Origin of the sequence: Stenotrophomonas sp. LMG 10879, from assembly GCF_002750935.1 — a bacterium.
GTDB classification, from domain to species: Bacteria; Pseudomonadota; Gammaproteobacteria; order Xanthomonadales; family Xanthomonadaceae; genus Stenotrophomonas; species Stenotrophomonas lactitubi_B.
This window is the reverse complement of sequence record NZ_PEJT01000006.1, coordinates 185,126-211,271: the sequence shown is the minus strand read 5'-3', so window position 1 is coordinate 211,271 and position 26,146 is coordinate 185,126. Positions and strand designations below refer to the sequence as shown.

Annotated in this window: 24 protein-coding genes and 1 tRNA gene; 5 read left to right on the top strand and 20 right to left on the bottom strand. The window is 65.5% G+C overall.

What is annotated here, in order from left to right; all coding sequences use genetic code 11:
• Positions 1-134: 134 nt before the first annotated feature.
• Positions 135-2,807, top strand: a complete 2,673-nt coding sequence (aceE, locus tag CR919_RS11400; RefSeq protein ID WP_099820110.1) for a pyruvate dehydrogenase (acetyl-transferring), homodimeric type — start codon at positions 135-137, stop codon at positions 2,805-2,807.
• A gap of 57 nt (positions 2,808-2,864) precedes the next feature.
• On the opposite strand, the gene CR919_RS11395 is transcribed toward aceE, so the two are convergent.
• Positions 2,865-3,347 (bottom strand): LuxR family transcriptional regulator, encoded by a 483-nt coding sequence (locus CR919_RS11395; RefSeq protein ID WP_099820109.1) that lies wholly within the window; start codon positions 3,345-3,347, stop codon positions 2,865-2,867.
• A 178-nt stretch (positions 3,348-3,525) separates the two neighbouring features.
• On the opposite strand from CR919_RS11395, the gene CR919_RS11390 reads away from it, so the two are divergent.
• Positions 3,526-5,856, top strand: a complete 2,331-nt coding sequence (locus CR919_RS11390) for a TonB-dependent receptor (protein WP_099820108.1) — start codon at positions 3,526-3,528, stop codon at positions 5,854-5,856.
• 57 nt (positions 5,857-5,913) lie between these two features.
• On the opposite strand, the gene CR919_RS11385 is transcribed toward CR919_RS11390, so the two are convergent.
• The 15 genes from CR919_RS11385 to rlmE all read right to left on the bottom strand — a co-directional run bounded on the left by CR919_RS11385 (position 5,914) and on the right by rlmE (position 21,298).
• Positions 5,914-6,006, bottom strand: a tRNA-Ser gene (locus CR919_RS11385).
• Positions 6,007-6,084: 78 nt separating this feature from the next.
• Positions 6,085-6,288, bottom strand: a complete 204-nt coding sequence (gene csrA / locus CR919_RS11380; protein WP_025878924.1) for a carbon storage regulator CsrA — start codon at positions 6,286-6,288, stop codon at positions 6,085-6,087.
• A gap of 148 nt (positions 6,289-6,436) precedes the next feature.
• Entirely contained in the window at positions 6,437-9,085 is a 2,649-nt protein-coding gene (alaS, locus tag CR919_RS11375) for an alanine--tRNA ligase (RefSeq protein ID WP_099820107.1), read from the bottom strand.
• Positions 9,086-9,190: 105 nt separating this feature from the next.
• Complete coding sequence (gene recX, locus CR919_RS11370; RefSeq protein WP_099820106.1) at positions 9,191-9,682, bottom strand: recombination regulator RecX; 492 nt, start codon at positions 9,680-9,682, stop codon at positions 9,191-9,193.
• 109 nt (positions 9,683-9,791) lie between these two features.
• Positions 9,792-10,829, bottom strand: a complete 1,038-nt coding sequence (gene recA / locus CR919_RS11365; protein WP_025878921.1) for a recombinase RecA — start codon at positions 10,827-10,829, stop codon at positions 9,792-9,794.
• A 201-nt stretch (positions 10,830-11,030) separates the two neighbouring features.
• The gene (gene lexA / locus CR919_RS11360) at positions 11,031-11,666 is read right to left on the bottom strand and encodes a transcriptional repressor LexA (protein WP_025878920.1); all 636 of its coding nucleotides are present in this window, start codon (positions 11,664-11,666) and stop codon (positions 11,031-11,033) included.
• Positions 11,667-11,877: 211 nt separating this feature from the next.
• A complete protein-coding gene (gene ubiB, locus CR919_RS11355) occupies positions 11,878-13,560 on the bottom strand; it encodes a 2-polyprenylphenol 6-hydroxylase (RefSeq protein ID WP_099820105.1) in 1,683 nt (560 codons plus the stop codon).
• Between the two features lie 35 nt (positions 13,561-13,595).
• Positions 13,596-14,090 carry a nicotinamide-nucleotide amidohydrolase family protein gene (locus tag CR919_RS11350; RefSeq protein WP_099820104.1) on the bottom strand — a complete coding sequence of 165 codons (495 nt, stop codon included), beginning with the start codon at positions 14,088-14,090 and terminating at the stop codon, positions 13,596-13,598.
• 103 nt (positions 14,091-14,193) lie between these two features.
• Positions 14,194-15,504 carry a ribosome rescue GTPase HflX gene (gene hflX / locus CR919_RS11345; protein ID WP_099820103.1) on the bottom strand — a complete coding sequence of 437 codons (1,311 nt, stop codon included), beginning with the start codon at positions 15,502-15,504 and terminating at the stop codon, positions 14,194-14,196.
• 14 nt (positions 15,505-15,518) lie between these two features.
• Entirely contained in the window at positions 15,519-15,794 is a 276-nt protein-coding gene (gene hfq / locus CR919_RS11340; protein WP_025878916.1) for an RNA chaperone Hfq, read from the bottom strand.
• Positions 15,795-15,889: 95 nt separating this feature from the next.
• On the bottom strand, positions 15,890-16,843 hold the full coding sequence (miaA, locus tag CR919_RS11335) for a tRNA (adenosine(37)-N6)-dimethylallyltransferase MiaA (RefSeq protein ID WP_099820102.1): 954 nt from the start codon (positions 16,841-16,843) through the stop codon (positions 15,890-15,892).
• Positions 16,843-17,739 (bottom strand): dihydropteroate synthase, encoded by an 897-nt coding sequence (gene folP, locus CR919_RS11330; protein WP_099820101.1) that lies wholly within the window; start codon positions 17,737-17,739, stop codon positions 16,843-16,845. Before folP ends, miaA begins: the two co-directional genes overlap by 1 nt.
• Before the next feature lie 638 nt (positions 17,740-18,377).
• Positions 18,378-18,563 (bottom strand): hypothetical protein, encoded by a 186-nt coding sequence (locus CR919_RS11320; RefSeq protein ID WP_099820100.1) that lies wholly within the window; start codon positions 18,561-18,563, stop codon positions 18,378-18,380.
• Between the two features lie 98 nt (positions 18,564-18,661).
• Positions 18,662-20,599 (bottom strand): ATP-dependent zinc metalloprotease FtsH, encoded by a 1,938-nt coding sequence (gene ftsH / locus CR919_RS11315; RefSeq protein ID WP_162292006.1) that lies wholly within the window; start codon positions 20,597-20,599, stop codon positions 18,662-18,664.
• A 66-nt stretch (positions 20,600-20,665) separates the two neighbouring features.
• A complete protein-coding gene (gene rlmE, locus CR919_RS11310; protein ID WP_099820099.1) occupies positions 20,666-21,298 on the bottom strand; it encodes a 23S rRNA (uridine(2552)-2'-O)-methyltransferase RlmE in 633 nt (210 codons plus the stop codon).
• Positions 21,299-21,362: 64 nt separating this feature from the next.
• Here rlmE and yhbY point away from each other — a divergent pair, with 64 nt between their 5' ends.
• Positions 21,363-21,668, top strand: a complete 306-nt coding sequence (yhbY, locus tag CR919_RS11305) for a ribosome assembly RNA-binding protein YhbY (protein ID WP_025878910.1) — start codon at positions 21,363-21,365, stop codon at positions 21,666-21,668.
• Between the two features lie 12 nt (positions 21,669-21,680).
• Positions 21,681-22,055, top strand: a complete 375-nt coding sequence (locus CR919_RS11300) for an Mth938-like domain-containing protein (protein ID WP_032976512.1) — start codon at positions 21,681-21,683, stop codon at positions 22,053-22,055.
• A gap of 175 nt (positions 22,056-22,230) precedes the next feature.
• Here CR919_RS11300 and CR919_RS11295 read toward each other — a convergent pair whose 3' ends face one another.
• The 4 genes from CR919_RS11295 to surE are packed head-to-tail and all read right to left on the bottom strand — an operon-like array spanning position 22,231 to position 25,100.
• Complete coding sequence (locus CR919_RS11295; protein WP_099820098.1) at positions 22,231-23,016, bottom strand: peptidoglycan DD-metalloendopeptidase family protein; 786 nt, start codon at positions 23,014-23,016, stop codon at positions 22,231-22,233.
• A complete protein-coding gene (locus CR919_RS11290; protein WP_099820097.1) occupies positions 23,013-23,627 on the bottom strand; it encodes a DedA family protein in 615 nt (204 codons plus the stop codon). Before CR919_RS11290 ends, CR919_RS11295 begins: the two co-directional genes overlap by 4 nt.
• A gap of 19 nt (positions 23,628-23,646) precedes the next feature.
• Positions 23,647-24,324, bottom strand: a complete 678-nt coding sequence (locus CR919_RS11285) for a protein-L-isoaspartate(D-aspartate) O-methyltransferase (RefSeq protein ID WP_089240249.1) — start codon at positions 24,322-24,324, stop codon at positions 23,647-23,649.
• Positions 24,321-25,100, bottom strand: coding sequence for a 5'/3'-nucleotidase SurE (gene surE / locus CR919_RS11280; RefSeq protein WP_089240247.1), 780 nt, complete (start codon positions 25,098-25,100; stop codon positions 24,321-24,323). Before surE ends, CR919_RS11285 begins: the two co-directional genes overlap by 4 nt.
• 209 nt (positions 25,101-25,309) lie before the next feature.
• Here surE and CR919_RS11275 point away from each other — a divergent pair, with 209 nt between their 5' ends.
• A complete protein-coding gene (locus CR919_RS11275) occupies positions 25,310-25,849 on the top strand; it encodes a Smr/MutS family protein (protein ID WP_099820096.1) in 540 nt (179 codons plus the stop codon).
• Positions 25,850-26,146 lie beyond the last annotated feature (297 nt).

Genomic DNA, 26,146 nt, shown 5'->3' with positions numbered 1-26,146 from the left:
GCCTACGCTTGTCTCCCCGGCAGCCACCAAGGCTGCCCCCGCGCCACGGCCCTGCCGGCGCGACTCCGCTCCAGAGCTGTCGCCCTGCCGGCGGTGTCGCGCAGATGCCGGCCGGCGCTCTCTGGAGACGCAGCATGAACCAGGCACACTTCCCTCTCGACACCGATCCGCAGGAAACCCGCGAATGGCGCGAGTCCCTGCACGCGGTGATCGAGGCTGGCGGCCGCCCCCGCGCGCACTATCTGCTGGACCAGCTCGATGCACTCGATGTGCAGCAGCATGGCGACCTGCACACCCGCGCGTGGACCGCCTACACCAACACGATTCCCCCCGAACGCCAGCCCGCCTACCCGGGTGACCTGGCCATCGAGCGTCGGTTGAACGCGATGATCCGCTGGAACGCCATGGTGATGGTGCTGCGCGCCGGCAGGCATTCCAACGTCGGCGGCCACATCGCCACTTACCAGTCCGCAGCGGTCATGTATGACGTGGGCTTCGATCACTTCTTCCGTGGCCGTACCGACACCTTCGACGGCGACATGATCTACATCCAGGGCCATTCCGCGCCGGGCATCTATGGCCGTGCGTTCGTGGAAGGCCGCATCAGTGCCGAGCGCATGGACAACTTCCGCCGAGAGGCTGGGCGCGAGGGCTTGTCTTCGTACCCGCACCCGCGATTGATGCCGGAGTTCTGGCAGTTTCCCACCGTATCGATGGGCCTGGGTCCGCTGACCGCCGCCTACCAGGCGCGCTTTATGCGCTACCTGGAATACCGCGGCTTGAAGCAGCACCAGGGCCGCAAGGTCTGGGCCTTCCTCGGTGATGGCGAAATGGACCAGCCGGAATCGCTGGCGGCCATCTCGCTGGCCGGGCGCGAGCGACTGGACAACCTGGTGTTCGTGGTCAACTGCAACCTGCAACGCCTGGACGGACCAGTGCGCGGCAACGCCAAGGTGATCCAGGAACTGGAAGGCACCTTCCGTGCCGCCGGCTGGAACGTGATCAAGGTGATCTGGGGCGGTGGCTGGGACGAGCTGCTGGCACGCGATCACAGCGGGCTGCTGCGCCAGCGCATGATGGAATGCGTCGATGGCGACTACCAGACGTTCAAATCACAGAACGGTGCCTATGTGCGCGAACACTTCTTCGGTCGCTACCCGGAACTGCTGGCGCTGGTCGCGGACATGAGCGACGACGAGATCTGGGCGCTGGCGCGTGGTGGCCACGACCCGCAGAAGGTGTACGCCGCCTACCAGCAGGCGGTGAACACCAGCGGCCGGCCGACCGTGGTGCTGGCCAAGACGGTGAAGGGCTTCGGCATGGGCGAGGCCGGCGAAGGCCAGAACATCAATCACCAGTTGAAGAAGATGAGCGCCGATGCGGTGCGCGCCTTCCGCGACCGTTTCGATCTGCCGATCAGCGATGAACAACTGGAAGAGATGCCGTACCTGCGCCCGCAACCGGGCAGCCCGGAGGCGATCTACTTCGCGCAGCGTCGCCAGGCGCAGGGTGGCCAGCTGCCGGCACGACTGGCACAGGTCGATCCGCTGCCGCTGCCGCCGCTGTCCACGTTCAACGTCCAGCTGCAGGGCAGTGGTGATCGCGGCCAGTCCACCACCATGGGCTTCGTGCGCATCCTCTCCACCCTGCTCAAGGACCCCGAGCTGGGCAGTCTGGTGATCCCGATCGTGCCCGATGAATCACGCACCTTCGGCATGGAAGGCCTGTTCCGCCAGATCGGCATCCATTCTTACCTCGGCCAGTTGTACACGCCGCAGGATGCTGGCCAGCTGAGCTATTACAAGGAAGCCAAGGATGGCCAGATCCTGCAGGAAGGCATCAACGAATCCGGCGCGATCTGTTCGTGGATCGCCGCCGGTACCGCGTACGCCAACCACGGCCTGGCCACGATTCCGTTCTACATCTTCTATTCGATGTTCGGCCTGCAGCGCGTCGGCGACCTGGCCTGGGCAGCGGCCGACGCGCGCACCCGTGGCTTCCTGCTTGGCGCCACCTCGGGCCGCACCACGCTGATGGGCGAAGGCCTGCAGCACGACGATGGCCACAGTCACGTGCTGTCTTCGGTGATTCCCAGCTGCGTGTCCTATGACCCGACCTACAATTTCGAGCTGGCGGTGATCATCCACGACGGCCTGCGCCGCATGTATGTGGAGCAGGAAGACATCTACTACTACATCACCCTGCTCAACGAGAATTACCCGCACCCGGCCCTGCCCGACGGCGCCGAAGCCGGCATCCTGAGGGGCCTGTACCTGCTGCGCCGCGCCGCGATCGATACGGTTGCACGGCCGCGCGTGCAGTTGATGGGCAGTGGCTCGATCCTGCGCGAGGTGCTGGCCGCCGCCGATCTTCTGCAGCAGGATTTCGGTATCGGCAGCGATGTCTGGAGCGCCACCAGCCTGACCGAACTGCGCCGGGATGGTCTGGCCGTCGAGCGCTGGAATCTGCTGCACCCGGCCGACGAGCCGCGCGTTCCCTACGTGCAGCAGTGCCTGCAGGACCATGCCGGCCCGGTGGTGGTGGCGACCGATTACATGAAGATCGTCGGCGACCAGATCCGCCCCTTCATCAACAATCGTCGCTTCGTCGCACTCGGCACCGATGGTTTCGGCCGCTCGGATACACGCGAATCGCTGCGGACGTTCTTCGAGGTCGATCGCCACTTCATCGTGCTGGCCGCACTGAAGGCCCTGGCCGACGACGGACATGTCGAACGGAACCTGCTGCAGCAGGCAATCGACCGCTACGGGATCGATACCGGCAAGCGCGACCCTGCCGCCGCGTGACAGCGCAGCAACGGCATCCGCAGAGTGCGCCTCTGCGGGTGTCGCTGCATCACGCCGCTACGGCAAGCGCTTGAACAGGTTGGTCTGCAGGATCGGCGTGCCGTCATGAGCGAAGAACGCCTTGGTTTCGGTCATCGTTGAACGGTCAGCGGCCACCGTATACACACGGGTGGACGCCGGCGCACCGTGATCGACCAGTTGCATCACCAGCGTGTTCGGCGCCGGCAGTTTCAGCGTCGCCTGGTTGGCGCCGTAGCTGCCGGTCAGCGCCGCGGGCGTGCCGTCCAGCGCCAGCGTACCGTCGGATTTCATCGTCTTGCCATCCTGCAGGACGATATCCACGTGCGAGCTCCACCTGCCCGCACCGGCGTCCTTGAATTCCAGCACGACCCGTTGCGGACGCTGTGCTTCAGGCAGCGCGGACGTGGCGATATCCAGCGACCAGCGGCCCAGCAGCGGCGAGGACTTCGAGCTTTCAGCCAGCGCAGGCATCGCCTGCAGCAGGGCCACGGACAGCAACGCGGCGGACAACAGCTTCATGCGAGGCTCCGTTCGAGTGAGGAGGGTGCTGCAGGTGCGTTGTGGGGTACCAGCAAAAGCCGATGCTGCGCGCCAACGTCCGGTCGTGCAAGCGCTGGCCGATGTCCCCCCTCCCCTCCGTCTTGTGACGCTGAATAGTTACGTTATAACATTTCACATTCTTCTCACGGAGTGTGTCATGCGTCGTCACCTGCTTGCTGCAGCCATCCTGTTCGTCGTCCACAACGTCCATGCCAGCGACGGCCCCACCCTGCCCACCGTCCGGGTCGAGGCAAGCAAGCCCTCCCGGATCGACAGCATCGTCACCGTCGAGACCCCGCAGGCCCAGAACCGCACCCTCGGCGGCATGCTTGAACATGTCTCCGGCGTGCAGAACAGCGCCTTCGGGCCCAACGCCGGCGCACCGGTCATCCGCAGCCTCAGCGGCAACCGCGTGCAGATCCTGGAGGACGGCCAGTCCATCCTCGGCATGAACGCCTTCAGCGGCGACATCAACATTCCGTTCGATCCGCTGTTCGTGCGCAGCGTCACCGTCAACAAATCCTCCGATACCGTCCGCTATGGCGGCAACGCCATCGGCGGCAGCGTCGACGTCGATTCCGGCCTGATCTCGCGCACGATGGAGGACAAGGACCAGTCGATGGAACTGGTCCTGCGCAAAGGTTTCAACGCGGCCGATGCGCAGGGCTTCCGCATGAACTTCAACAACCAGCGGAATGTGTCGACGAACCTGCAGGTCTCGCGGCAACGCATCTCGTACTACGACATTCCCGGCAACAGCAAGGCCAGCGTCTGCAACACCCGGCTGTTCCCGGCCACCGGTGGTGTCAATTCGGCACTGGCCGACAGCTGCCAGAAGGAAGCGCGCGTCCAGCAGCTCTACAACAAGGCCTCGCAACCCTACATCGACCAGTTCATGACCGAGAATCCCGATTGGGCCGATGGTGATTTTTCCTTCTACACCAACAGTCCGACCTCGGTCTGGCAGCGCCGCACCTACATCAATCCGGTCAATCCGGCCTATGTCGCCGGCACGCCGTCGTACGTACAGAAGCAGATCAACAACGATGTGACCCCCGATTACCACCATCGGCTGGGCAACAGCTACTCACGCAGTTCGCAGGTGGCACTCGGTTCGACCTGGTTCTTCGATCGCGGTTATGTCGGCGTCAGCATCGATGCCAAGGACAGCGAATACGGTGTGCCGGGCTTCTCGATGCAGAACCTGTCCTTCGGCGCGAACCCTGCCGACGGCCTGCCGGTGGGCGTGGTGATCAAGCAGCAGCGCTACGCCCTGGAAGCGTTGCTGCGGGACCCGCTGCCGTACGTCGAACGCGCCGAACTGCGGGTTTCAAAACTGGACAATACCTCGGGCGAGCGCCTGGGCTCGACCAGGGCCAACGACTACGACTTCCAGAGCACCAAGGCCGAACTGCTGCTGGCACATCAACCCGTCGGGCCGCTCAGCGGCGTGCTCGGTCTGAGCCATCAGGCGCGCGACGTCACCGGCAGCGGCACGCTGCGCTACCTGCCTGATGTGGAAACGCGCAGCAACGCCGTATTCCTGAAGGAAACCCTCGACTTCGGCTGGGTTTCCTTCGATGCCGGTGTCCGCCATGAACGCGTGGACCATGACCTGCAGCCCAGCCGCTTCAAGACCTCGCGCAATGCTGCCAACACCACGCTGCAGGACCGCTCCTATCGCCTCAACAGTTACAGCCTGGGTTCGTATGTCGAGCTCGGGCCGCTGTTCGCCGCCAAGGTGCGCTATTCGTCTTCGCAGCGCGCACCGGAGATCAACGAGCTGTATGCCAGCAACGCGCACTATTCGGTGATGACCCAGGAAGAAGGCAACCAGAACCTGCAGCCGGAACGCGCGAAGAACCTGGAGCTGACCGGACTGTTCCACCTTGGCGGCTTCGCGCTGTCAGCCACCGCCTACCGGATGAAGTACGACAACTACCTCTACCAGGGCCACTCCGGCATGCAGATGGCCAACCGCCTGCCCCTGAAGTACTGGAAGCAGACCGACACCACGGTGAAGGGATTCGAGATCGATGCTTCGCAGGCGCTCGACCTTGGCGGCTACGGAACATTGAATCTGTCCGCCTTCGCCGACCTGGTCAGGAACCAGGCCGATCGCCCGGACACGCTGCGCGCGCACAACGACGGCGAGTACCTGCCGAACATGCCCACCAACCGCTATGGCGCCACCCTGCAATGGCAGCGCGACAGCTGGAAGGTGCAACTCTCGAGCACCTATTACGACAAGCAGAAGTACCTGGGCCGCAACGTCAGCGAAGAGATTCCGCTGGATGCATTCAACCTGGTCGATCTGCAGGTCAGCCGCGAACTACCGGTGCGCAATGCCTACATCGCGGGGATGGAGGTGTTCGTCAATGGCAGCAACCTTCTGGATGACGACGCCCGCCCACACAACTCGCCGTTGAAGTACATCGCACCGCTGCCCGGTCGCGGGTTCCAGGTCGGCGTGACCGTAAGGCTTTAAGGGACCGGAAAAGAAAAACGCCTGCAGATCGAGGATCTGCAGGCGCTTCTTTGTATCTGGCGGAGCGAGAGGGATTCGAACCCTCGATAGAGCTTTTGACCCTATACTCCCTTAGCAGGGGAGCCCCTTCAGCCGCTCGGGCATCGCTCCGGGGTTTTCTCCGCGTCTGGTGCGTTGCACCTCAGCGGGGCGTGAATCATAACGTTAATCACGCGCGAAGGTAAAGCCTTATTCCGCAGAATTTTCACCACCGGTGCTGCCGGCTTCGTCACCACGCTGGATGCGCTGGTAGATCTCTTCGCGATGCACAGCGACGTCCTTCGGCGCAGTGATGCCGATACGCACCTGGTTACCCTTGACGCCAAGCACGGTGACGCTCACCGAGTCACCGATCATCAGGGTTTCGCCGACGCGGCGAGTCAGGATCAACATTTTTTTAAGTCTCCATGGAACCGTGTGGAAGGGTATCCCCCACCGGCTTGACGCTCCGTCAAGAAGCGCGCCCACGACAAAGGGAAAAGATTCGCAATGGTACCGTCAGCCGTCCCGCTCCTACAAGGAGGGGGACGGCAGGGGTTCATCACAGGCGGGGGCTGACCCATTCGACGACCGCAGCCAGCGCGGTGGCAAGGGCGGGCCCGTCCTCGCCACCACCCTGGGCGAGGTCCGGGCGTCCGCCGCCCTTGCCCCCGATCTGACCGGCGATATGGGACAACAGTTCCCCGGCCTTGACCTTGCCCATTGCACTGCCGTTCACGCCCGCGACCAGGGCTGCCTTGCCGTCCTGGGCACCGGCCAGCACGATCACCGCGTTGCCCAGCTGCTGCTTCAGGCGGTCCATGGCATCGCGCAGGGCCTTGGCATCGAAGCCTTCCAGGCGGACGGCCAGGACCTTCACGCCGGCGACCTCGACGGCCTGGCCGGACAGATCCGCCGTGGCGCCGGCAGCGACCTTGGCCTTCACGGCCTCCAGCTCGCGCTCCAGCTGCTTCTGGCGCAGGCCCAGCGCACGGATCTTTTCGACCACGTCGGCAGCGCTGCCACCCAGCAGTTCTGCGGCCTCGGCCAGGCGCGCCTCCTCGGCATCCACGTAGTCCAGCGCGCCCTGGCCGGTGACGGCCTCGATACGACGCACGCCGGCCGATACGCCGCCCTCGGAGGTGATCTTGAACAGACCGATGTCACCGGTCCGGTTGACGTGGGTACCACCACACAGCTCGGTGGAGTAGTCACCCATCTTCAGCACGCGCACGTTCTCGCCGTACTTCTCGCCGAACAGGGCCATCGCGCCGAAGTCCAGCGCTTCCTGCATGCCCATGTTGTGCACTTCGGCGGCATTGTTGGCGCGCACCTGCTGGTTGACCTTGCGCTCGATGATCGCCAGTTCCTCGGCGCTGATCGGCTGGAAATGCGAGAAGTCGAAGCGCAGGCGGTCCGGCGCCACCAGCGAGCCCTTCTGCTGCACGTGGGTGCCCAGCACTTCGCGCAGGGCAGCATGCAGCAGGTGGGTGGCCGAGTGGTTGAGGATGGTGGCGCCACGGCGCTCGCCATCGACCTGGCCGGACAGCACATCACCGATCTTCAGGCTGCCCTGGGTCAGCTTGCCGACGTGGCCATGGAACTGGCCCGCGAACTTCTGGGTGTCGCTCACCTGGATCTGCACGCCGGCAGCGGACAAGGTGCCGGTGTCACCGACCTGGCCGCCGGACTCGGCGTAGAACGGGGTCTGGCTGGTCAGCACGATGACCTCGTCACCGGCCTGGGCAGCGTCCACCGGGCGGCCATCCTTGAGGATCGCGACCACGTTGAGGCCATCGGCCTGCAGGCGGTCATAGCCGAGGAAGACGGTGGGCTTGAGCGTGGCGACCAGATCGGCCGACAGCGTCACGCCACCGCCGAACTTGCCGGCCGCACGCGCGGTCTCGCGCTGCGTCTCCATCGCGGCGTTGAAGCCGTCGATGTCCACGGTCAGGTCACGCTCGCGGGCGATGTCCTGGGTCAGGTCAAGCGGGAAACCGTAGGTGTCGTACAGGCGGAACGCGTCCACGCCCGGGATCACGCCATTGCTGACCTTGGCCGCAACGTCGTCGAAGATCTTCATGCCCGAATCGAGGGTTTCGGCGAAACGCTCTTCTTCGGCCTGCAGTGCACGCACGACGGTATCGGCCTGCGCCGGCAGTTCCGGATAGGCCTCGCCCATCTGCTCGACCAGGGTCGGCACCAGCTTGCTGAAGAACGGCTGGCGCACGCCCAGCATCCAGCCATGTCGCAGTGCGCGGCGGATGATCCGGCGCAGCACGTAGCCGCGGCCTTCGTTGGACGGCAGCACGCCATCGACGATCAGGAACGAACAGGCGCGGATGTGGTCGGCGATCACCCGCAGCGACTTGTTTTCCAGATCGGCGGTGCCGGTCAGCTCCGATGCCTTGCGGATCAGCGCCTGGAACAGGTCGATCTCGTAGTTGGTATGCACGTGCTGCAGGATCGCGGCCAGGCGTTCCAGGCCCATGCCGGTATCCACGCACGGCGCCGGCAGCGGCATCAGCGTGCCGTCCTGCTGGCGATCGAACTGCATGAAGACCAGGTTCCAGATCTCGATGAAACGGTCGCCATCTTCGTCCGGCGAGCCCGGCGGGCCACCGGCGATATGGTCACCATGGTCGTAGAAGATCTCGGTGCAGGGACCGCACGGACCGGTATCGGCCATCTGCCAGAAGTTGTCCGAGGCGAACGGCGCACCCTTGTTGTCGCCGATGCGAACGATACGTTCTTCCGGAATGCCGATCATGTCGCGCCACAGCGCGTAGGCCTCGTCGTCGGTCTGGTAGACCGTGACCAGCAGGCGCTCGGCCGGCAGCTTCCAGACCTGGGTCAGCAGCTCCCAGGCCCAGGCGATCGCATCCTTCTTGAAGTAATCGCCGAAGGACCAGTTGCCCAGCATTTCGAAGAAGGTGTGATGGCGGGCGGTGTAGCCCACCTGATCGAGATCGTTGTGCTTGCCACCGGCACGCAGGCAGCGCTGGACGTCGGCCGCGCGCACGTAGCTGCGCTTTTCCGCGCCCAGGAACACGTCCTTGAACTGCACCATGCCGGAGTTGGTGAACAGCAGGGTCGGATCGTTGCCCGGCACCAGCGGCGCCGACGGCACGATGGTGTGGCCTTTGCCCTTGAAGAACTCAAGGAAGTCGCTGCGGATCTGGGATGTCGTGAATTTGGCGGATGCGTTCATGGGGGCTGGCAGTCTGCGGGCCGGGGCCCGTGCCGCCGGCCGCAGTGGCCAGGGTCGAACGGACCGCCGAAACCCCAAAGGGTATCAGGCCCGGCGCCATCAGTCTCAGTCGTCCGGATCGTAACGGGTCGCACGGCGGATGCTGTCGCCATCAAAGCCCCGGCGAGCCAGCAGATCGGCGGCCTTGCGACGCTGCGCCAGGTCCTGCGGGCCAGCCTCACCGAAGCGGCGACGGACCAGATCCCGGGCGTTCTCCGTCCAGTCGCCTTCAAAGGTCTCCATGGCGGCAGCGATCTGCTCGCTGTCCAGTCCATGGGTGCCCAGTTCGGCACGCACATGGATGGGGCCGTAGCCGGTATTGGCGCGCATGCGCACCAGATTTTCGGCAAACCGGGTGTCGTCCTGCCAGCCAGCCTCGGTCAGCTTGTCGACCGCGGCCTGCGCCGCCTCGCCCTCGATACCCCGGGAGGTCAGCTTGCGGGTCAACTCCTTGCGCGAATGCTCACGCCGCACCAGCAACCCCAGGGCACGCTGGACGGGCGTCTGTTCGCGTACGCGGCGCTTGCGGCCGGGTTCCGGGGCGTCGGAATCGTTCATGCTCGCCTTCAATCAAATGCGCCGTCCCTGGCGCGTCCCCCGTCGGGGAAACCGAATCTGCAGGACAGGGCGACGTCACTGACGGCGCCGCCCTGCCCCACAGCAAGCCTTACTCGTCGTCGCCTTCGTCTTCGCCTTCTTCACGGACGGCTTCGGTCGGCTGGAACTTTTCGCGCAGCTCGGCCTCGAGCTTGGCGGCAACCTGCGGGTTGTCGCGCAGATAGCCACGGGCGTTGTCCTTGCCCTGGCCGATGCGCTCTTCACCGTAGCTGTACCAGGCACCGGCCTTCTCGACCAGCTTGGCCTCCACGCCCATATCGATCAGTTCGCCTTCGCGGCTGATGCCTTCGCCGTACAGGATCTCGGTGATGACCTGCTTGAACGGCGGCGCCAGCTTGTTCTTGACGACCTTGATCTTGGTCTGGTTGCCGATGATCTCGTCGCCCTTCTTGATCGCACCGATACGGCGGATGTCCAGGCGCACCGAGGCATAGAACTTCAGCGCGTTGCCGCCGGTGGTCACTTCCGGGCTCTGGCCCGGCATCATCACACCGATCTTCATGCGCAGCTGGTTGATGAACACCACCAGCGTGTTGGAACGCTTGATGTTGCCGGTCAGCTTGCGCAGCGCCTGGCTCATCAGGCGAGCCTGCAGGCCCGGCAGCTGGTCGCCCATCTCGCCTTCGATTTCGGCCTTCGGGGTCAACGCGGCGACCGAGTCGACCACCAGGATGTCCACCGAGCCGGAGCGGACCAGCATGTCGGCGATTTCAAGCGCCTGCTCACCGGTATCCGGCTGCGACAGCAGCAGATCGTCGACGTTGACGCCCAGCTTGCCAGCGTAGATCGGGTCCAGCGCATGCTCGGCATCAATGAAGGCCGCCGTACCACCCAGCTTCTGGCACTCGGCGATGGCCTGCAGGGTCAACGTGGTCTTGCCGGAGGATTCCGGGCCGTAGATTTCCACGACGCGCCCCTTGGGCAGGCCACCAATGCCCAATGCGATATCCAGCATCAGAGAACCGGTCGGAATCGCCTCGACAGGCTCGACCACACGGTCGCCCATGCGCATCACCGAGCCCTTGCCGAACTGCTTTTCAATCTGGCCCAGAGCTGCAGCGAGGGCGCGCTTCTTGTTCTCGTCCATCGGATTGGTCCTTGCAGAGGTCACGTCGTTGGAGGTGCTGTCTTTGGAAGTCTTCTTGGCCATGGGTTCACTTTAAGGCTGGCGTATCGCACAGGCTGAGATTCTGCCCGGCGTTCGGAAAAAAATTATCGGACATCCGTACCAACCTCAGCAGAACCAGAGAATCGCCACAAAAGACCGCGGGAATTACAGGATGAATCGTCAACGGTTTGGTCGCAGCAGCCCGCAGTACAGGCCCTCGATCGAGAAATCCTGGTCAGGAAGCACGTCAATCGGTTTGTAATCGGGATTGCGCGGCAGCAGGCGGATCCGGTCCTTGGCGATTTTCAACAGCTTGACGGTGATCTCGTCATCGATGCGCGCCACCACGATCTGCCCGGAATGGGCGTCGCGGGTGCGGTGCACGCCGATCAGGTCGCCGTCGAAGATGCCTTCATCGATCATTGAATCGCCCTGCACTTTCAGCAGGTAGTCCGGCGCCGGCGAGAAAAACACCCGGTCCAGCACCACGAAATCATCCGAGCCGATGTCGGCGCCGATCGGCAGACCCGCCGCGACCCGACCCAGGATCGGCAGGCGCAGGACGCTGTCGGGCAGCCCCGGCTCGGCGAGCTTTTCCACCGGTGGCGCCTGCACCAGACGAATGCCGCGGGCCTGGCCCGGTACACGGCGGATCGCCCCGGCCTGCTCCAGCGCCTCCAGGTGGTACTGCGCTGCACGCACCCCCTTGAAGCCGAAGGCACGTGCGATTTCAGTCTGCGACGGCGGTGCGCCTTCGCTCTCGATACGCTCGGCGATCAACTGCAGGATCGCCTGCTGGGTGTCGGTCAGGTCCATGGTTAGTAGTATTACTACTAACATCCGGGACTGCAAGTGCCGGGGGCGATTGCGGGAAGCGCGAATACCGCCGGGCATGGCCCGGCGCTACCGGGAATGCGACGTGACGGGTCGGCGGTGGCGGAAGCGAAAGCAGCCGACCAGCGGGCGGCTCTACAGGAATCGCTGCGCGACTCCGCGGTTCCCGGCGGGAATCACCGCGGCAAGCGCACTACGTGTGCTTGCCGCTGCGCCAGATCGAGAACAGGATCCACACCCCGCAGAACCCTGCGCCGATGAAACCGCACACGCCCAGCGCCAGCAGCCAACGGCTGGAAACGCCTCCTACGCTGTGCATCACGATCGAGGAGCCGATGATCAAGGCTGCCGTGACGATCCCCATCACCAGCCGGTTCGCGGCGCGATTGACCTGGTCGCCGAAGCCCTGCAGCGCGCTGGTCTCGACCTTCAGCTGCAGGCGGCCCCGGCGCGCAGCCTGCACCAGCTTGCGCAGATCCCGCGGCAATTCACCGGCAAAGTCGATCATGCCCAGCAGACTGCGGCGGCCACGCTTGAACAGCGCCCGCGGCGCATAGCGCTGCAATACCACCCGCTCCAGGAACGGGCGCGCGGCGCTGGCCATGTCGAAATCCGGGTCCAACTGGCGGCCCATGCCCTCCAGGGTCAGGAAGGCCTTGATCATCAATGCCAGATCCGCCGGCAGGGTCAGGTTGTAGCTGCGCAGCAGCTGGGTGATGTCGCCCAGCATCAGGCCGATGCGCAGGTCCTTCAGCGGCACGCCACGGTACTGGTCGACGAACAGGCTGATGTCGTGCTGCAACCGGTTCTCGTCCACTTCCACGCCGCCCGCCCAGTCCAGCAGCACATCGGCCACGCCCTGCGGGTCCTGTTCCACCAGACCATGCAGCAGCTGCGCGACCTGGAATCGGCGCACCTCCGACAAGGCGCCGACCATGCCGAAATCGATCACGCCGATGCGGCCATCGCGCAGGTAGATGATGTTGCCCGGGTGCGGATCGGCGTGGAAGCTGCCGTCCTCCAGCACCATCTTCAATACGATGTCGGCACCACGCCGGGCCAGTTCACGGCGGTCGAGGCCGGCCGCATCGACGCCGGCCAGATCACGCCCCGCAATGCCGTCGACGAAGTCCTGCACGTTCAGGCTTTCGCAGGTCCATTGCCAGTGCACCGCCGGAATCAGGATGTCGTCCCGCCCTTCGAAGTTGCGCGCGATGCGCTCGGCATTGCGGCACTCCGCGGCGAAATCCAGCTCGCGCCGCAGCGACACGGTGAACTGCTGCACCACCTCGGCGGGCCGGTAGCGGCGCAGGTCCGGCAGGCGGGCTTCAACGATCTCGGCCAGCCGTGCCAGCAACCGCAGGTCGGCTTCAACCACGTCACGGATACCCGGGCGACGCACCTTCAACACCACTTCGCGGCCATCGCGCAGCCGCGCACGGTGGGCCTGGGCCAACGATGCAGCGGCCATCGGGCTTTCATCAAGGAAGGCGAACACCTGCGACGGCGGTGCACCGAGGTCGGCCTCCAGCTGGTCGCGGATCTTCTCGTAGGGCAATGCAGGGACCGCGTTCTGCAGCTCGGAGAGTTCGGCGATCCAGTCCGGCGGCAGCAGGTCGACGCGGGTGGCGAGCACCTGGCCCAGCTTGACGAAGGTCGGCCCAAGCTCCTGCAGGGCGCTGCGCACGCGCACTGGCGCGGTCATCCGCAGCATCTCCTGCCGCTCCTCGTTCCAGTGCAGCAGGCGGCCAGTACGTTCCAGCACCGTGGCCAGGCCGATGCGCCGCACGACGTCGCCGAAGCCGTAGCGGATCAGGACGGCGGCGATTTCCTGCAGCCTACCAAGGTCACGGACGGTGCCCAGCGTCTCCCACATCGTTGCCTACTCCGGTTGATTGCCGGAGCAGCATGTCACAGCTGGGCGTCGATACCGTGCAACGCCGCTGCTACGGTCTGCCGGCGGATGGCTTCGCGGTCACCGTCGAACTGGAACAGCTCGGCACGCGCATAGCCGCCGCGGCGCTTCCAGCCGATCCAGACACTGCCGACCGGCTTGTCCGTGCTGCCACCGCCCGGACCTGCGATGCCGGTGACCGCCACCGCGATGCCGGCGCCGGAATTGACCAGCGCCCCGGACACCATCTCCAGCACGGCTTCGCGGCTGACGGCACCGAACTGTTCCAGCGTCTGCGCGCGCACGCCGAGCAGGCGCTGCTTGGCTTCGTAGCTGTAAACCACCATGCCGCAATCGAAGAACGCCGAGGAACCGGCGATGTCGGTCATGCACTTGGCGATCCAGCCACCGCTGCAGCTTTCAGCAGTCACCAGTTGCAGCGAAGCCTGCTGCAGGCGCTGGCCCAGCGCAGCGGCCTGGGCGTTGAGTTCGGCGTCGGTCGGGAAGGCCATCGGGGTAGCTGAAAGGTGAAGAACCTGCACGTTGTACCGCAGATCGCAAGGTGGTGTCGCGGCACGGGCCCGCGGGAGCTGCCGGCCAGCGGCCGGCACTACCTCACCATTCGGGCAGCTTTTCCGGCAGCAGGGCCCGGATCGGCTCGCCATCGGCGCTGGCCGCCAGCTTCTCGGCCTCGGCGATGGGAAGATCGACTTGCAACAGCCAGCCTTCTTCATCGACCTGTTCACTGCGGACCACTTCCAGCTGGTGCAGGCGCGCGCGCAGGCGGCCGGCACTGGGCGGCAGGCGCAGCTCGCCGGTGACGTGCTGCAGACCCAACCGCTTGCCGAGCACGGCCTGCAACAGCTCGATGCCCTGCCCGTCGCGTGCGGAAATCCACACCCGCTCACGCCGCGATTCATCCGGCACGCCGTCCTGGCCGTCGTGGCGCACGTCGGCACCCTCGATGCGGTCGATCTTGTTGAACACCAGCAACTGCGGCAGGTCGCCGGCACCGACGGCGGTCAGCACTTCGTCGACCTGGGCGATGCGCTCCTCGCGGTGCGGATCGGCGGCATCGACAAGGTGCAGCAGGAAATCCGCTTCCCGCGCTTCGGACAGGGTCGAGCGGAAGGCCGCCACCAGGTCATGCGGCAGGTCGCGTACGAAACCTACCGTATCGGCCAGCACCACGTTGCCACCGGGCACGGCAATCCGGCGCACGGTCGGATCCAGGGTGGCGAACAGCTGGTCAGCCGCATAGGCCTCGGCGCCGGTCATCGCATTGAACAAGGTCGATTTGCCGGCATTGGTGTAGCCCACCAGGGCGACCCGCGGCAATTCGCTGCGCACCCGCGCACGACGCATCTGGGTGCGCTGCACTTCGACTTTTTCCAGCCGCTTCTGCAGCTGTTCAACCCGCTTCTGCAGCAGGCGACGATCGGTTTCCAGCTGGGTTTCACCCGGGCCGCGCAGACCGATCGAACCACCACGCTGGCGCTCCAGATGGGTCCAGCCACGCACCAGGCGGGTTGCCATATGGCGCAGCTGGGCCAGCTCGACCTGCAGCTTGCCTTCATGGCTGCGCGCACGCTGGGCAAAGATGTCCAGGATCAGACCGGTACGGTCGATCACCCGGCGCTCCAGGAAACGTTCCAGATTGCGTTCCTGACCCGGGCTCAACGCGTGATTGACCAGGATAAGATCTGCGCCGGTTGCTTCGGCGGCGGCCTTGATCTCATCCAGCTTGCCGCTGCCGAGCAGGGTCGATGGATTGGGGCGATCCAGGCGCGCGGTGATGGTCACCGCGATGCTGGCCCCAGCCGAGCGGGCCAGATCACCGAATTCTTCCAGCACATCGTCTTCCAGCTTGCCGAAATGCGGCTGGATCAACAGGGCGTGTTCGCCCTTTTTCGAGCGGTCAAACATTCACCGCTCCAACATCATTCGTCTGCTTCATCACCCGCCTGACCATCCTCACCTGATTGCACGTACCCACCACCCGGGCCGACCTTGACGTTGCGCGCCGGCACCACGGTGGAAATGGCGTGCTTGTAGACCATCTGACTGACGGTGTTGCGCAGCAGGACCACGAACTGATCGAACGATTCGATCGTGCCCTGCAGCTTGATGCCGTTGACCAGGTACACCGAAACCGGCACGCGTTCGCGCCGCAGTGCATTCAAGAAAGGATCCTGCAGCGATTGCCCCTTGGACATTGCACACTCCTGATTATTGTTCTTATTGGTAGCCGGCGGTCGCCGCGGCCCCCGAGCCGCTTGCCGGCCCATGATGGTACACGGCCAGCGTCGGTTCAGCGTGCAACGAAGGTCGACACCGCGCCTGCCAGGCGCTCCCCATCCATATGGGGGTCGAACCAGCGTGCATCAAGCTCGCCGCGCAGCCAGGTCAGCTGGCGCTTGGCCAGTTGCCGGGTGGCGAAAATGGACTTGTCACGGAAGCGAGCCTGGTCCCCCTCGCCGTCCAGGTACTCCCAGGCCTGGCGATACCCCACCGCGCGGACGGCGGGGAGGTCCAGCGGCGCGGCGACCGCCTGCATGTCCGGCAACGCACGCAGGGCGCGCACTTCGTCGAGAAAGCCCTGGGCGAGCATGGCGTCGAAGCGGGCCTCGATGCGCTGGTGCAGCACCGCGCGGTCGCGCGGCGCCAGAATCAGCTTCAATGTACGCACCGGCAACGGGGCGACGCCGGGGCGGCGCTGCCATTCACTGATCGGCGTGCCGGTCAGGCGGTAGACCTCCAGCGCCCGCTGGATGCGTTGCGGGTCGGTGGCATGGATGCGCACGGCGGCGGCGGGATCGACGGTGGCCAGTTCGGCGTGCAGGGCCGCCCAGCCACGCTCGGCGGCCTCGGCGCTCAACGCGTCGCGCATCGCCGGATCGGCCTCCGGCATCGGCGACAACCCCTGCAGCAGCGCACGGAAGTACAGGCCGGTGCCGCCGGCCAGGATCGGCGTCTTGCCCCGGGCAACGATGTCGGCCACCACGCGGCCGGCGTCGGCAGCGAACTCGGCGGCCGAATAGGTCTGCCAGGGATCGCGCAGGTCCAGCAGGTGGTGCGGCGCCTGCGCACGTTCGCCGGCATCAGGCTTGGCCGAACCGATATCCAGCCCGCGATAGACCAGCGCCGAATCGACGCTGACGATTTCGCCATCCAGCCGCTGCGCCAGCGCGATCGCGGTGGCGGTCTTGCCGCTGGCGGTCGGCCCCATCACGGCGATCGCCAGCGGCCGCTGATCGACGGCCATCAGTCTTCGTCCGGCCAGCGGAGGCTCGGTTTGGCATCCACCCGGACAGCAGGCACCGCGTCGACCGCCTGCCAGACCTTCAACGCATCGACCGTCGCTGCCACATCGTGCACGCGCACGATACGGGCACCGCGCTGCACGGCGATGAGGTGTGCGGCCACCGACGCAGCGACCCGCTCTGCCGGTGACTCGCGCCCGGTCAGCTCGCCCAGGCTGCGTTTGCGCGACAGACCCGCCAGCATCGGCACACCCAGCTCGAGAAAACGCTCGGAACGGGCCAACAGGGTGATGTTGTGCGCAGTGGTCTTGCCGAAGCCGAAGCCGAGGTCGATCAGCAGATTCTTCTTGGCGATGCCGGCCATCTCGGCGGCGAACAGGCGCTGCACCAGGAAGCCATGGACCTCGGTGACGACATCGTTGTACTGCGGGTCGGCCTGCATGTGGCCCGGCTCGCCCTGCATGTGCATCAGCACCACCGGCACGCCAGTGTCTGCCGCGGCCTGTAGCGCACCGTCCTGGCGCAGGCCGAAGATGTCATTGATCATCCCAGCGCCTGCAGCCACTGCGGCACGCATCACCTCCGGCTTGAAGGTGTCGATGCTGATCGGCACCGATGTGCGTGCCGCCAGCTGCTCGATGACCGGCACGACCCGACGCAGCTCTTCGTCGATCGACACCGGCGCCGCGCCCGGGCGGGTGGATTCGCCGCCGATGTCGAGCAGGTCGGCGCCCTCCTGCACCAGCTTCAGGCCATGCGCGACTGCTGCTTCGGTAGTGTCATGGGCACCGCCGTCGGAGAACGAATCGGGGGTGACGTTGACGATCCCCATGACCCGGGCACGGTCCAGGCGCAGGATGCGGCCGGCGCAATCGAGCTGGGGAGAGATATCGAACATGGCAGATCCTGCGGGCAACGAAGGGTAGTTTACGGCGGCAGGGCGGCGCCCTGCACCCGCAGAGGCCAGGTCTGGAGCAACAGCAATAGCGGGTTTTCGTGGGATGGCGGGGTGGGTCCGGTTGCGGGGGACGCCGTGAATCCCCAGACCTGCCCAGCCGCTGGCGGCTGTGCGTTCGGGCGCTTGCGAAGCAGTGCTTCGCAAGCAAAGCGCCCTCACCCATGGAGGCTTGGCCGCGGCATCCATGCCGCGGACACCCCCGCAATCGGACCCACCCCGCCTTCGACAGTTTCCCGGTGCCCGGTAAATCCACGCCATGCGTGGATGAATCTCCATTGGAATCGAATATCTCGACAATTGAACGAAGAGCATCCACGCATGGCGTGGATCTACGTGTCGACCAAGGTCGACACCTACCAACAGCAGCCCAACAGCAGCGGGGAATCGTCGAAGGCGGGGCGGTGTCGGATTGCGGGGTGTCCGCGGCATGGATGCCGCGGCCAAGCCCCCATGGACGGGTTTACGGCGTCCCCGCAATCCGACACCGCCCCGCCATCCCCAGGAAGCCCAGCTCTTGCCGTTGCTTCGGCGGTAGCTGTGGCCTCTGCGGGTGCAGGGCGCAGCCCTGCCGCAACACCCTACGTGCGCCGACGCTTCCGGTCCACGTACAGCGTCTTGATGATGCTCAGCAGGATGCCCACCGCGATACCCACGCCACAGCCCAGCAGCAGATTGTCCACGGTCAGGCCGACGGCGACGCCGACCACGGTGGCGATCACCATCTCGGCAGTGTGGGAAATCGGTTCAGGCTTGGGGGCGGACATGCGGACTCCAGCGGACGGTCGGGATCGGATGGGCCGGGGCCCGGAAACAACAAGGCCGGGTTGCCCCGGCCTCATCTTGCATTGCGTACGGCAGGCCGTCAGATCGATTCGGCCGGACCGGCGATCGGCGGCAGCGGACGGGCGTCACCACCCTTGTCATTGCCACCATCGTCCTTGCTCGACTTGGTCCACCCCATCGGCGGCGGCGGATCGCGGCCTTCCATGATGGCGTCGATCTGCGGCGCGTCGATGGTTTCGTACTGCAGCAGCAGCTGGGTCATCGCATGCAGCTTGTCGACGTTGGCGGTCAGCAGCTCGGTGGTCCGGGCATAGGCCTTGTCCAGGATGCTGCGCACTTCCTCATCGATGCGGCGCGCCGTGTCGTTGGACACGCTCTTGTGCTGGGTGACCGAACGGCCGAGGAACACTTCATCGTCCTCTTCACCGTAGGCGATCGGTCCCAGGGTCTCCGACAGGCCCCACTTGGTGACCATGTTGCGGGCCATCTTGGTGGCACGCTCGATGTCGTTGGACGCACCGGTGGTGACCTTGTCCGGCCCGAAGATCAGTTCTTCGGCGACGCGACCGCCATACAGCGAGCACAGCTGCGAGTTGATCGCCACGCGGTTGATCGAGTACTTGTCGCCTTCCGGCAGGTACATGGTCACACCCAGCGCACGGCCGCGCGGAATGATGGTGACCTTGTAGACCGGATCGTGCTCGGGCACCAGGCGACCGACGATGGCGTGACCGGCTTCGTGATAAGCGGTGAGGGTCTTCTCTTCCTCGCTCATGGCCATCGAGCGGCGCTCGGCACCCATCAGGATCTTGTCGCGGGCACGGTCGAAGTGGTCCATGCGGACCTCCTTCTCATTGCCACGGGCGGCGAACAGGGCGGCCTCGTTGCAGAGGTTGGCCAGGTCGGCACCGGAGAAGCCCGGCGTACCACGCGCGATCACCATCGGCACGACGTCGTCGGCCAGCGGCAGCTTGCGCATGTGCACCTTGAGGATGTGCTCGCGGCCCTTCACGTCCGGCAGACCGACCACCACCTGGCGGTCGAAGCGGCCCGGACGCAGCAGCGCCGGGTCCAGCACGTCCGGACGGTTGGTCGCGGCGATCACGATCACGCCTTCGCCGCCTTCGAAACCATCCATCTCGACCAGCAGCTGGTTCAGGGTCTGCTCGCGCTCGTCATGACCGCCGCCCAGGCCGGCACCACGGTGGCGACCGACGGCGTCGATTTCATCGATGAAGATGATGCACGGCGCGTGCTTCTTGGCCTGCTCGAACATGTCGCGCACACGGCTGGCACCGACGCCGACGAACATTTCCACGAAGTCCGAACCGGAAATCGAGAAGAACGGCACCTTGGCTTCGCCCGCGATGGCCTTGGCCAGCAGCGTCTTGCCGGTACCCGGCGGGCCAACCATCAGCACGCCGCGCGGAATCTTGCCGCCGAGCTTGGTGAACTTGGACGGGTCACGCAGGAAGTCGACCAGTTCGCCGACTTCTTCCTTGGCCTCGTCGCAGCCGGCAACGTCGGCGAAGGTGACCTTGATCTGGTCTTCGCCCTGCAGCTTGGCGCGCGACTTGCCGAAGGACATCGCGCCCTTGGCACCGCCGCCACCGCCCTGCATCTGCCGCATGATGAACAACCAGAAGCCGATGATCAGGATGACCGGCAGGAAATTCATCAGGATCGCGCCGAGGGAGATGCCGCTGGACGGCTCTTCCTGCACGATCTCGACGTTCTTGGTGCGCAGCACGTTGATCAGGTCGCGATCGAACGGCGCGGTGATGGTGGACGACTGTCCACCACGGGTGGTGTAGGTGATCTGGCTGGTACCGCCGCGCGTATCGCCGCCGAAGGCGACCTTCTGCACGTTGCCGGTGTCCACCTGGTCCAGGAACTGCGAGTACGAAGCGCCCTGCGCCCCGGCCCCCGAGGTCTTGGGCGAGAAGCTCTGGAAGACCACCATCAGCACGACGGCGACGACCACCCATAGCAGGAGGTTCTTGGTCAAGTCGTTCATCCTCATTGGCTCCGGTGTTCCTCTCAGTGCTGGCGTTGCGTTGGGGTCGAACTTACGGGGTCGAGCTTACTTCATGTGGGTGCGTTTTCCCTGACCCAAGGCATACACCTCGGGAGAGCGCTTGCGCGAGGCTTCCGGCTTGCGGATGGAGACCTTGTCGTACCGGCGGCGCATGTCGCGCACATAGTCGTCAAAGCCTTCACCCTGGAACAGCTTGATCAGGAATGCCCCACCGGTCTTGAGGTGGTTGTCGGCAAAATCCAGCGCCAGCTCCGCCAGGTGCATCATCCGCGGCTGGTCGACCGCGCCCACACCACTCTTATTGGGGGCCATGTCCGACAGCACAAGGTCTACCGGCTGATCCCCGAGCATGGCTTCAAACTCCGATAGGACGGTTTCTTCCCTGAAGTCACCATGAAGGAACTCCACGCCGGCCAGTGGCGGCATGTCCAGAATGTCCAGGGCCAGCACGCGGCCAGTGTCGCCAATCTGTCTCCGAACCTGCTGAGACCAGCCGCCCGGGGCCGCGCCGAGGTCGACCACCACCATGTGCGGCTTCAGCAACCGGTCACGTTCGAGCAGTTCTTCGAGCTTGTAGGCCGCACGGGAGCGCATGCCTTCGGCCTGGGCCTTCTTCACGAAGGGATCGGAGAAATGTTCCTTGAGCCAGCGCTGGCTGCTTTTGCTGCGGGTAGCCATTGGAAATAGGGGCTGATGGGGTCGCCATGATACCCTGATCGTCCCATTCAACCGTGTTTTCTGCATGCCCACTGCCTTGACCCCTTCCCAGACCCGTTTCCTGCGCGGCCAAGCCCACGACCTGAAGGCCCTGCTGCAGACCGGCGGCAAGGGCGTCACGCCGGCCTTCCTGACCGAGCTGAACGAAGTGCTGGAGCGCCACGAACTGGTCAAGGTGAAGGTTGCCGCCGAAGACCGTGACGCCCGCGACGTGATGATCGGCGAGATCGTGCAGGCCACCGACAGTGCGCTGGTGCAGCGTATCGGCCATGTGGCCGTGCTGTATCGCCCGAGCAAGGAACACCGCCAGATCGTGCTGCCGCGCGGCTGATCGGTCCCTGCCATGCAGCTGAACCACGAACTGCCCGACTACGCCTACAGCCTGCGCGCCGCGGACGGTCGCTCGGCGCGGGTGAATGATCGCGTTCTGGGCAACAGCTTCTTCCTGACCCCTGATCAACTGGTCGAGCAGTGGCCGGTCACCGACGTCGCGGCGCTGCAGGTGGCTGACCTGGAGCCGATCCTGGCACTGAAGCCGGCGTTGATACTGCTCGGCACCGGCGAGCGTCAGGCGTTTCCGCCGGCGGTTGTGATGGCCGCCTGCCTGTCGCGCGGTATCGGCCTGGAAGTGATGAACAATCCGGCCGCCGCGCGCACCTTCAACATCCTTGCCGGCGAAGGCCGCAAGGTGGCGGCTGCCTTCATTCTGGAAGGCTGAGGCCTGAAGCCGCCGGGCATGGCCCGGCGCTACCGCCCCTGGACCACACGTTGCGTGTAGCGCCCGAGATCATGCTCGGGCGGCGTCGTATCGCAGCAAAGAGCGGCCGAGCATGGCTCGGCGCTACAGGTGAGTTACGCCGGGCATGGCCCGGCGCTACCCGTATCTGCCCGCGCTAGCGCGCCGGCAGATACTGCTGCGGGTCGACCGGCTTGCCGTTGTAGCGGATCTCGAAGTGCAGCATGTCCCGGTTGGCGCCGGTACGGCCCATCTCGGCGATCTGCTCGCCGGCCTTCACGCTCTGCCCTTCATTGACCAGGCGCTTGCGGTTGTGGCCATAGGCCGACAGCCACTGGTCGCTGTGCTTGATGATGATCAGCTCGCCATAGCCGACCAGGCCGGCGCCGGAATACACCACCACGCCGTTGGCCGTGGCCTTCACCGGCGCGCCGCTGGTGCCGGCGATGTCCACACCCTGCTTGGTCGCGTCGCCGGCCACGTAGCGGCCCACGACTGCGCCATCGGCCGGCCAGCGCCAGGCGATGTTGCTCTTGACCGGACCGGCCGGACCCGGCGTCGGCGCGGTACTGCCGCCGGACGTGCTGCCACCCGGACGCGGTGCGGTCACCACGGTGGTCGGCGCACGGCCGCCGCCGGAGCCGGCCGGATACAGGCGGATCACCTGCCCCGGGTAAATGGTCGACGGATTGTCCAGGTTGTTCCAGGCGATCAGGTCTGCCGGCGTGATGTCATGGATGCGGGCCAGTGCATAGATGGTGTCGCCCTTGCGCACGACCACCGTCTGCCCCGGCTTGGGCACCGATGTCTTCGGCGTGCTGACGCCACTGCCGCCGCTGCCACTGGGCCGGACCACGGTGGCGGTGCCACAGGCGGCCAGGGTGGATACCAGCAACGCCAGTGCGCCGATGCGCACTCCCTTGCTCAGACGATCTGCACTCATGCGAACTTCGACCTCCATACAAGCCAGGCGATCAGCACCACCACCAACGCGGTGGCGATCCAGCCCAGCGGTTCAATCCATCGGCGCAGCACTGCTTCGGCGCGCGCACCACCGATACGGATGACCGCGGCCAGCACGAACACGCGCTTGCCACGACCGATCAACATGCTCAACAGGTACTGCGGCATCGGCACGCCGACGATACCCGATGCCCACGTGAAGACCTTCATCGGAATCGGCATGAAGCCGCCGAGCACCAGGAAGGTGAACACCGCCCAGGGCGACTCCACCATCTTGGCCTGCACGGTAGCGATGCCCTGCTCGATCGCCGGCAGCATGCCCAGCGCCTCGAACACCGGCTTGACTGCCTCGAACGCGTAGTGGCCCAGCGCGTAACCGATCACCGCGCCGACCATCGAGCCGGCCAGGCTGAGGGTGGCGAACCACCAGCCGCGCTTGGGCTGGGCCACGCACATCGGCGCCAGCATCACTTCCGGCATCACCGGGAAGATGATGGCTTCGAAAAAGCTCAGCACCATCAGGTAGGTCGGCGCACGCTCATGCGCGGCCCACTTCATCGCCCGCTCGTACAGCGGCCCGAAAATCTTCATGCAACCCTGCTCCGTGGATTCAATCGAGCATGCCAGACAGCAGCGGTACGAAGGTGACCGGCGCCAGCACGCGTTGTTCGATGCTGCCGTCGTCCTTGCGGTCGAGCTGCACCAGCGACTGTGCGCCTGCGCCACCGACCGGGGCGACCAGGCGGCCCCCTTCGGCCAACTGCTCGACCAGGGCATCGACCAGCGCTGGTGCGGCGGCGGTGACCACGATGGCATCGAACGGGCCATGCTCGGCCCAGCCAACGCGGCCGTCGTCGTGCTTGGTGCGGATGTTCATGCCCAGCGCACGGAAACGCTTGCGCGCCTGCCGCAGCAGATCGCCGATGCGCTCGACGGTATAGACCTCCAGCCCCAGCGCGCCAAGCACCGCCGCCTGGTAGCCCGAGCCGGTGCCTACTTCGAGCACCTTTTTCGGCGCCACCTGCAGCACGGCCTCGGTCATCCGCGCCACCACCCACGGCTGCGAAATGGTCTGGCCGTGGCCGATCGGCAGCGCGGTATCTTCATACGCGCGCGAGGCCAGGGCCTCGTCGATGAACAGATGACGTGGCACCACCCGGATCGCGTTCAGCGTCGACTCGTCGACGATGCCAGCTTCGCGCAGGCGGTCGACCAGGCGGTCGCGCACGCGCTGCGAGGTCATGCCGATGCCGACCGCTTCCGGCTGCAGGCGCAGGCGTGGGCTCATGCCGGCTGGTCCAGCGCGGCGGTAAGGCCGCCGACCCAGCTGGCGACCTTTTCCAGCGCCTGGTAGCGGGTCAGGTCGACCTGGATCGGGGTGATCGAAATGTGGCCGGTGCGCACCGCATGGAAATCGGTACCGGGGCCTGAGTCCTGCTCGCGGCCGGCCGGACCGATCCAGTACACCTCGTTGCCGCGCGGATCCTTCTGCGCGATGCAGCCTTCGGCGCGATGGCGGTTGCCCAGGCGGGTGACTTCGAAGCCCTTGACCTCGCTCCACGGCAGGTCCGGCACATTGACGTTGAGAATGGTGTCGGCCGGCAGCGGATCGGCCTTCAGCCGGGCAACGATCTCCACCGCGGCACGCGCCGCCGTCTCGAAATGCTTCGGATCGTGGTTGCGGGTCACCAAGGACACCGCGACTGCGGGCAGGCCGAGGAAACGACCTTCCATCGCCGCCGAGACGGTGCCGGAATAGATCACGTCATCGCCGAGATTGGCGGCATTGTTGATACCGGACACGACAATGTCAGGCTCGAACTCCAGCAGGCCGGTCAGCGCAAGGTGCACGCAGTCGGTGGGCGTGCCGGCCACCGACACGGTGTAGTGGTCGATGCGCTTGAGCCGGATCGGCAGATCCAGGGTCAGCGAATTGCTGGCGCCGGAGCGATCACGGTCCGGTGCGACCACCGTGACTTCATGCCCGGCCTCGCGCAGCACGGAAGCAAGCATGCGGATGCCTGCCGCGTCGACCCCGTCATCATTGCTGACCAGGATGCGCATCTTCGATTTAACCGCTTGATTTTCCAAGAATTCGATCCCGTCACCTTGCAGCGTGGGCGAAGCCGACCCGTCTCCTCCAGGGAGGCGGCAGCTCCGCAAGTGCGCCGACTATTGTGCCGCAAGCGGGCGCTGGGTCCTACCCTGTCTGCGGTCACGGCCGACATCAAACGGTCATAGGCAGACCTGCGCAGCCGGTTTAACCTGTGCGCATGTCGCACCCTGAAGACGAAGATCCGGCTGCATTGTTCCGTGCAGCCATCGGCGAAGTGACGCCGCTGCGCAAGGAAGTGGAGCCCGCGCCTGCCGCGCCGCGCCCCAAGCCGCGCGCGCGCATGGCCGAGCGCGACGACGCCGAAGCTGCCGGAGAGTTCGCCCGGCTGCTGCGCGACAACGCGCCGCTGGAAGCGGGCGACGTCGCCAGCTACCGGCGCGACAACCTGCCACCACGCCTGTTCCAGCGCTTGAAGCGCGGGCAGTACTCGGTACAGGACGAGCTGGACCTGCATGGCGCCACTGCCGCGCAGGCCGAGGCGATGCTGCGCCAGTTCCTGCTGGAGGCGCACGCCCACGAGTACGGCTGCGTACGCATCATCCACGGCAAGGGCCTGCAGTCCGATGGCAGTGCGCCCGTGTTGAAGAACCTGGTGGACCGACTGTTGCGCCTGCGCAACGACGTGTTGGCGTTCCATTCGGCCCCGACCGGGCAAGGCGGGACCGGCGCAGTGCTGGTGCTGCTGGCGCGGCGCTGACGTTTTGCCGGTGGGATTCATCCACGCATGGCGTGGATCTACTAACGACTCATCCACGCATGGCGTGGATCTACTGGCGATTCATCCACGCATGGCGTGGATCTACTGGCGGCCCGTCCACGCATGGCGTGGATCTACTGACGGCCCGTCCACGCATGGCGTGGATCTACTGACGGCCCAGCCACGCATGGCGTGGATCTACTGGCGATTCATCCACGCATGGCGTGGATCTACTGCGGAGAGCGGAGGAAAGTAGATCCACGCCATGCGTGGATGCTCTTCGCCTCCGCCACCATT

Excerpts from the sequence above, each read along its gene's own strand:
- aceE (WP_099820110.1), top strand. The coding sequence starts at position 135 with ATGAACCAGGCACACTTCCCTCTCGACACCGATCCGCAGGAAACCCGC.
- CR919_RS11395 (WP_099820109.1), bottom strand. The coding sequence starts at position 3,347 with ATGAAGCTGTTGTCCGCCGCGTTGCTGTCCGTGGCCCTGCTGCAGGCG.
- CR919_RS11390 (WP_099820108.1), top strand. The coding sequence starts at position 3,526 with ATGCGTCGTCACCTGCTTGCTGCAGCCATCCTGTTCGTCGTCCACAAC.
- csrA (WP_025878924.1), bottom strand. The coding sequence starts at position 6,288 with ATGTTGATCCTGACTCGCCGCGTCGGCGAAACCCTGATGATCGGTGAC.
- alaS (WP_099820107.1), bottom strand. The coding sequence starts at position 9,085 with ATGAACGCATCCGCCAAATTCACGACATCCCAGATCCGCAGCGACTTC.
- recX (WP_099820106.1), bottom strand. The coding sequence starts at position 9,682 with ATGAACGATTCCGACGCCCCGGAACCCGGCCGCAAGCGCCGCGTACGC.
- recA (WP_025878921.1), bottom strand. The coding sequence starts at position 10,829 with ATGGACGAGAACAAGAAGCGCGCCCTCGCTGCAGCTCTGGGCCAGATT.
- lexA (WP_025878920.1), bottom strand. The coding sequence starts at position 11,666 with ATGGACCTGACCGACACCCAGCAGGCGATCCTGCAGTTGATCGCCGAG.
- ubiB (WP_099820105.1), bottom strand. The coding sequence starts at position 13,560 with ATGTGGGAGACGCTGGGCACCGTCCGTGACCTTGGTAGGCTGCAGGAA.
- CR919_RS11350 (WP_099820104.1), bottom strand. The coding sequence starts at position 14,090 with ATGGCCTTCCCGACCGACGCCGAACTCAACGCCCAGGCCGCTGCGCTG.
- hflX (WP_099820103.1), bottom strand. The coding sequence starts at position 15,504 with ATGTTTGACCGCTCGAAAAAGGGCGAACACGCCCTGTTGATCCAGCCG.
- hfq (WP_025878916.1), bottom strand. The coding sequence starts at position 15,794 with ATGTCCAAGGGGCAATCGCTGCAGGATCCTTTCTTGAATGCACTGCGG.
- miaA (WP_099820102.1), bottom strand. The coding sequence starts at position 16,843 with ATGGCCGTCGATCAGCGGCCGCTGGCGATCGCCGTGATGGGGCCGACC.
- folP (WP_099820101.1), bottom strand. The coding sequence starts at position 17,739 with ATGTTCGATATCTCTCCCCAGCTCGATTGCGCCGGCCGCATCCTGCGC.
- CR919_RS11320 (WP_099820100.1), bottom strand. The coding sequence starts at position 18,563 with ATGTCCGCCCCCAAGCCTGAACCGATTTCCCACACTGCCGAGATGGTG.
- ftsH (WP_162292006.1), bottom strand. The coding sequence starts at position 20,599 with ATGAACGACTTGACCAAGAACCTCCTGCTATGGGTGGTCGTCGCCGTC.
- rlmE (WP_099820099.1), bottom strand. The coding sequence starts at position 21,298 with ATGGCTACCCGCAGCAAAAGCAGCCAGCGCTGGCTCAAGGAACATTTC.
- yhbY (WP_025878910.1), top strand. The coding sequence starts at position 21,363 with ATGCCCACTGCCTTGACCCCTTCCCAGACCCGTTTCCTGCGCGGCCAA.
- CR919_RS11300 (WP_032976512.1), top strand. The coding sequence starts at position 21,681 with ATGCAGCTGAACCACGAACTGCCCGACTACGCCTACAGCCTGCGCGCC.
- CR919_RS11295 (WP_099820098.1), bottom strand. The coding sequence starts at position 23,016 with ATGAGTGCAGATCGTCTGAGCAAGGGAGTGCGCATCGGCGCACTGGCG.
- CR919_RS11290 (WP_099820097.1), bottom strand. The coding sequence starts at position 23,627 with ATGAAGATTTTCGGGCCGCTGTACGAGCGGGCGATGAAGTGGGCCGCG.
- CR919_RS11285 (WP_089240249.1), bottom strand. The coding sequence starts at position 24,324 with ATGAGCCCACGCCTGCGCCTGCAGCCGGAAGCGGTCGGCATCGGCATG.
- surE (WP_089240247.1), bottom strand. The coding sequence starts at position 25,100 with ATGCGCATCCTGGTCAGCAATGATGACGGGGTCGACGCGGCAGGCATC.
- CR919_RS11275 (WP_099820096.1), top strand. The coding sequence starts at position 25,310 with ATGTCGCACCCTGAAGACGAAGATCCGGCTGCATTGTTCCGTGCAGCC.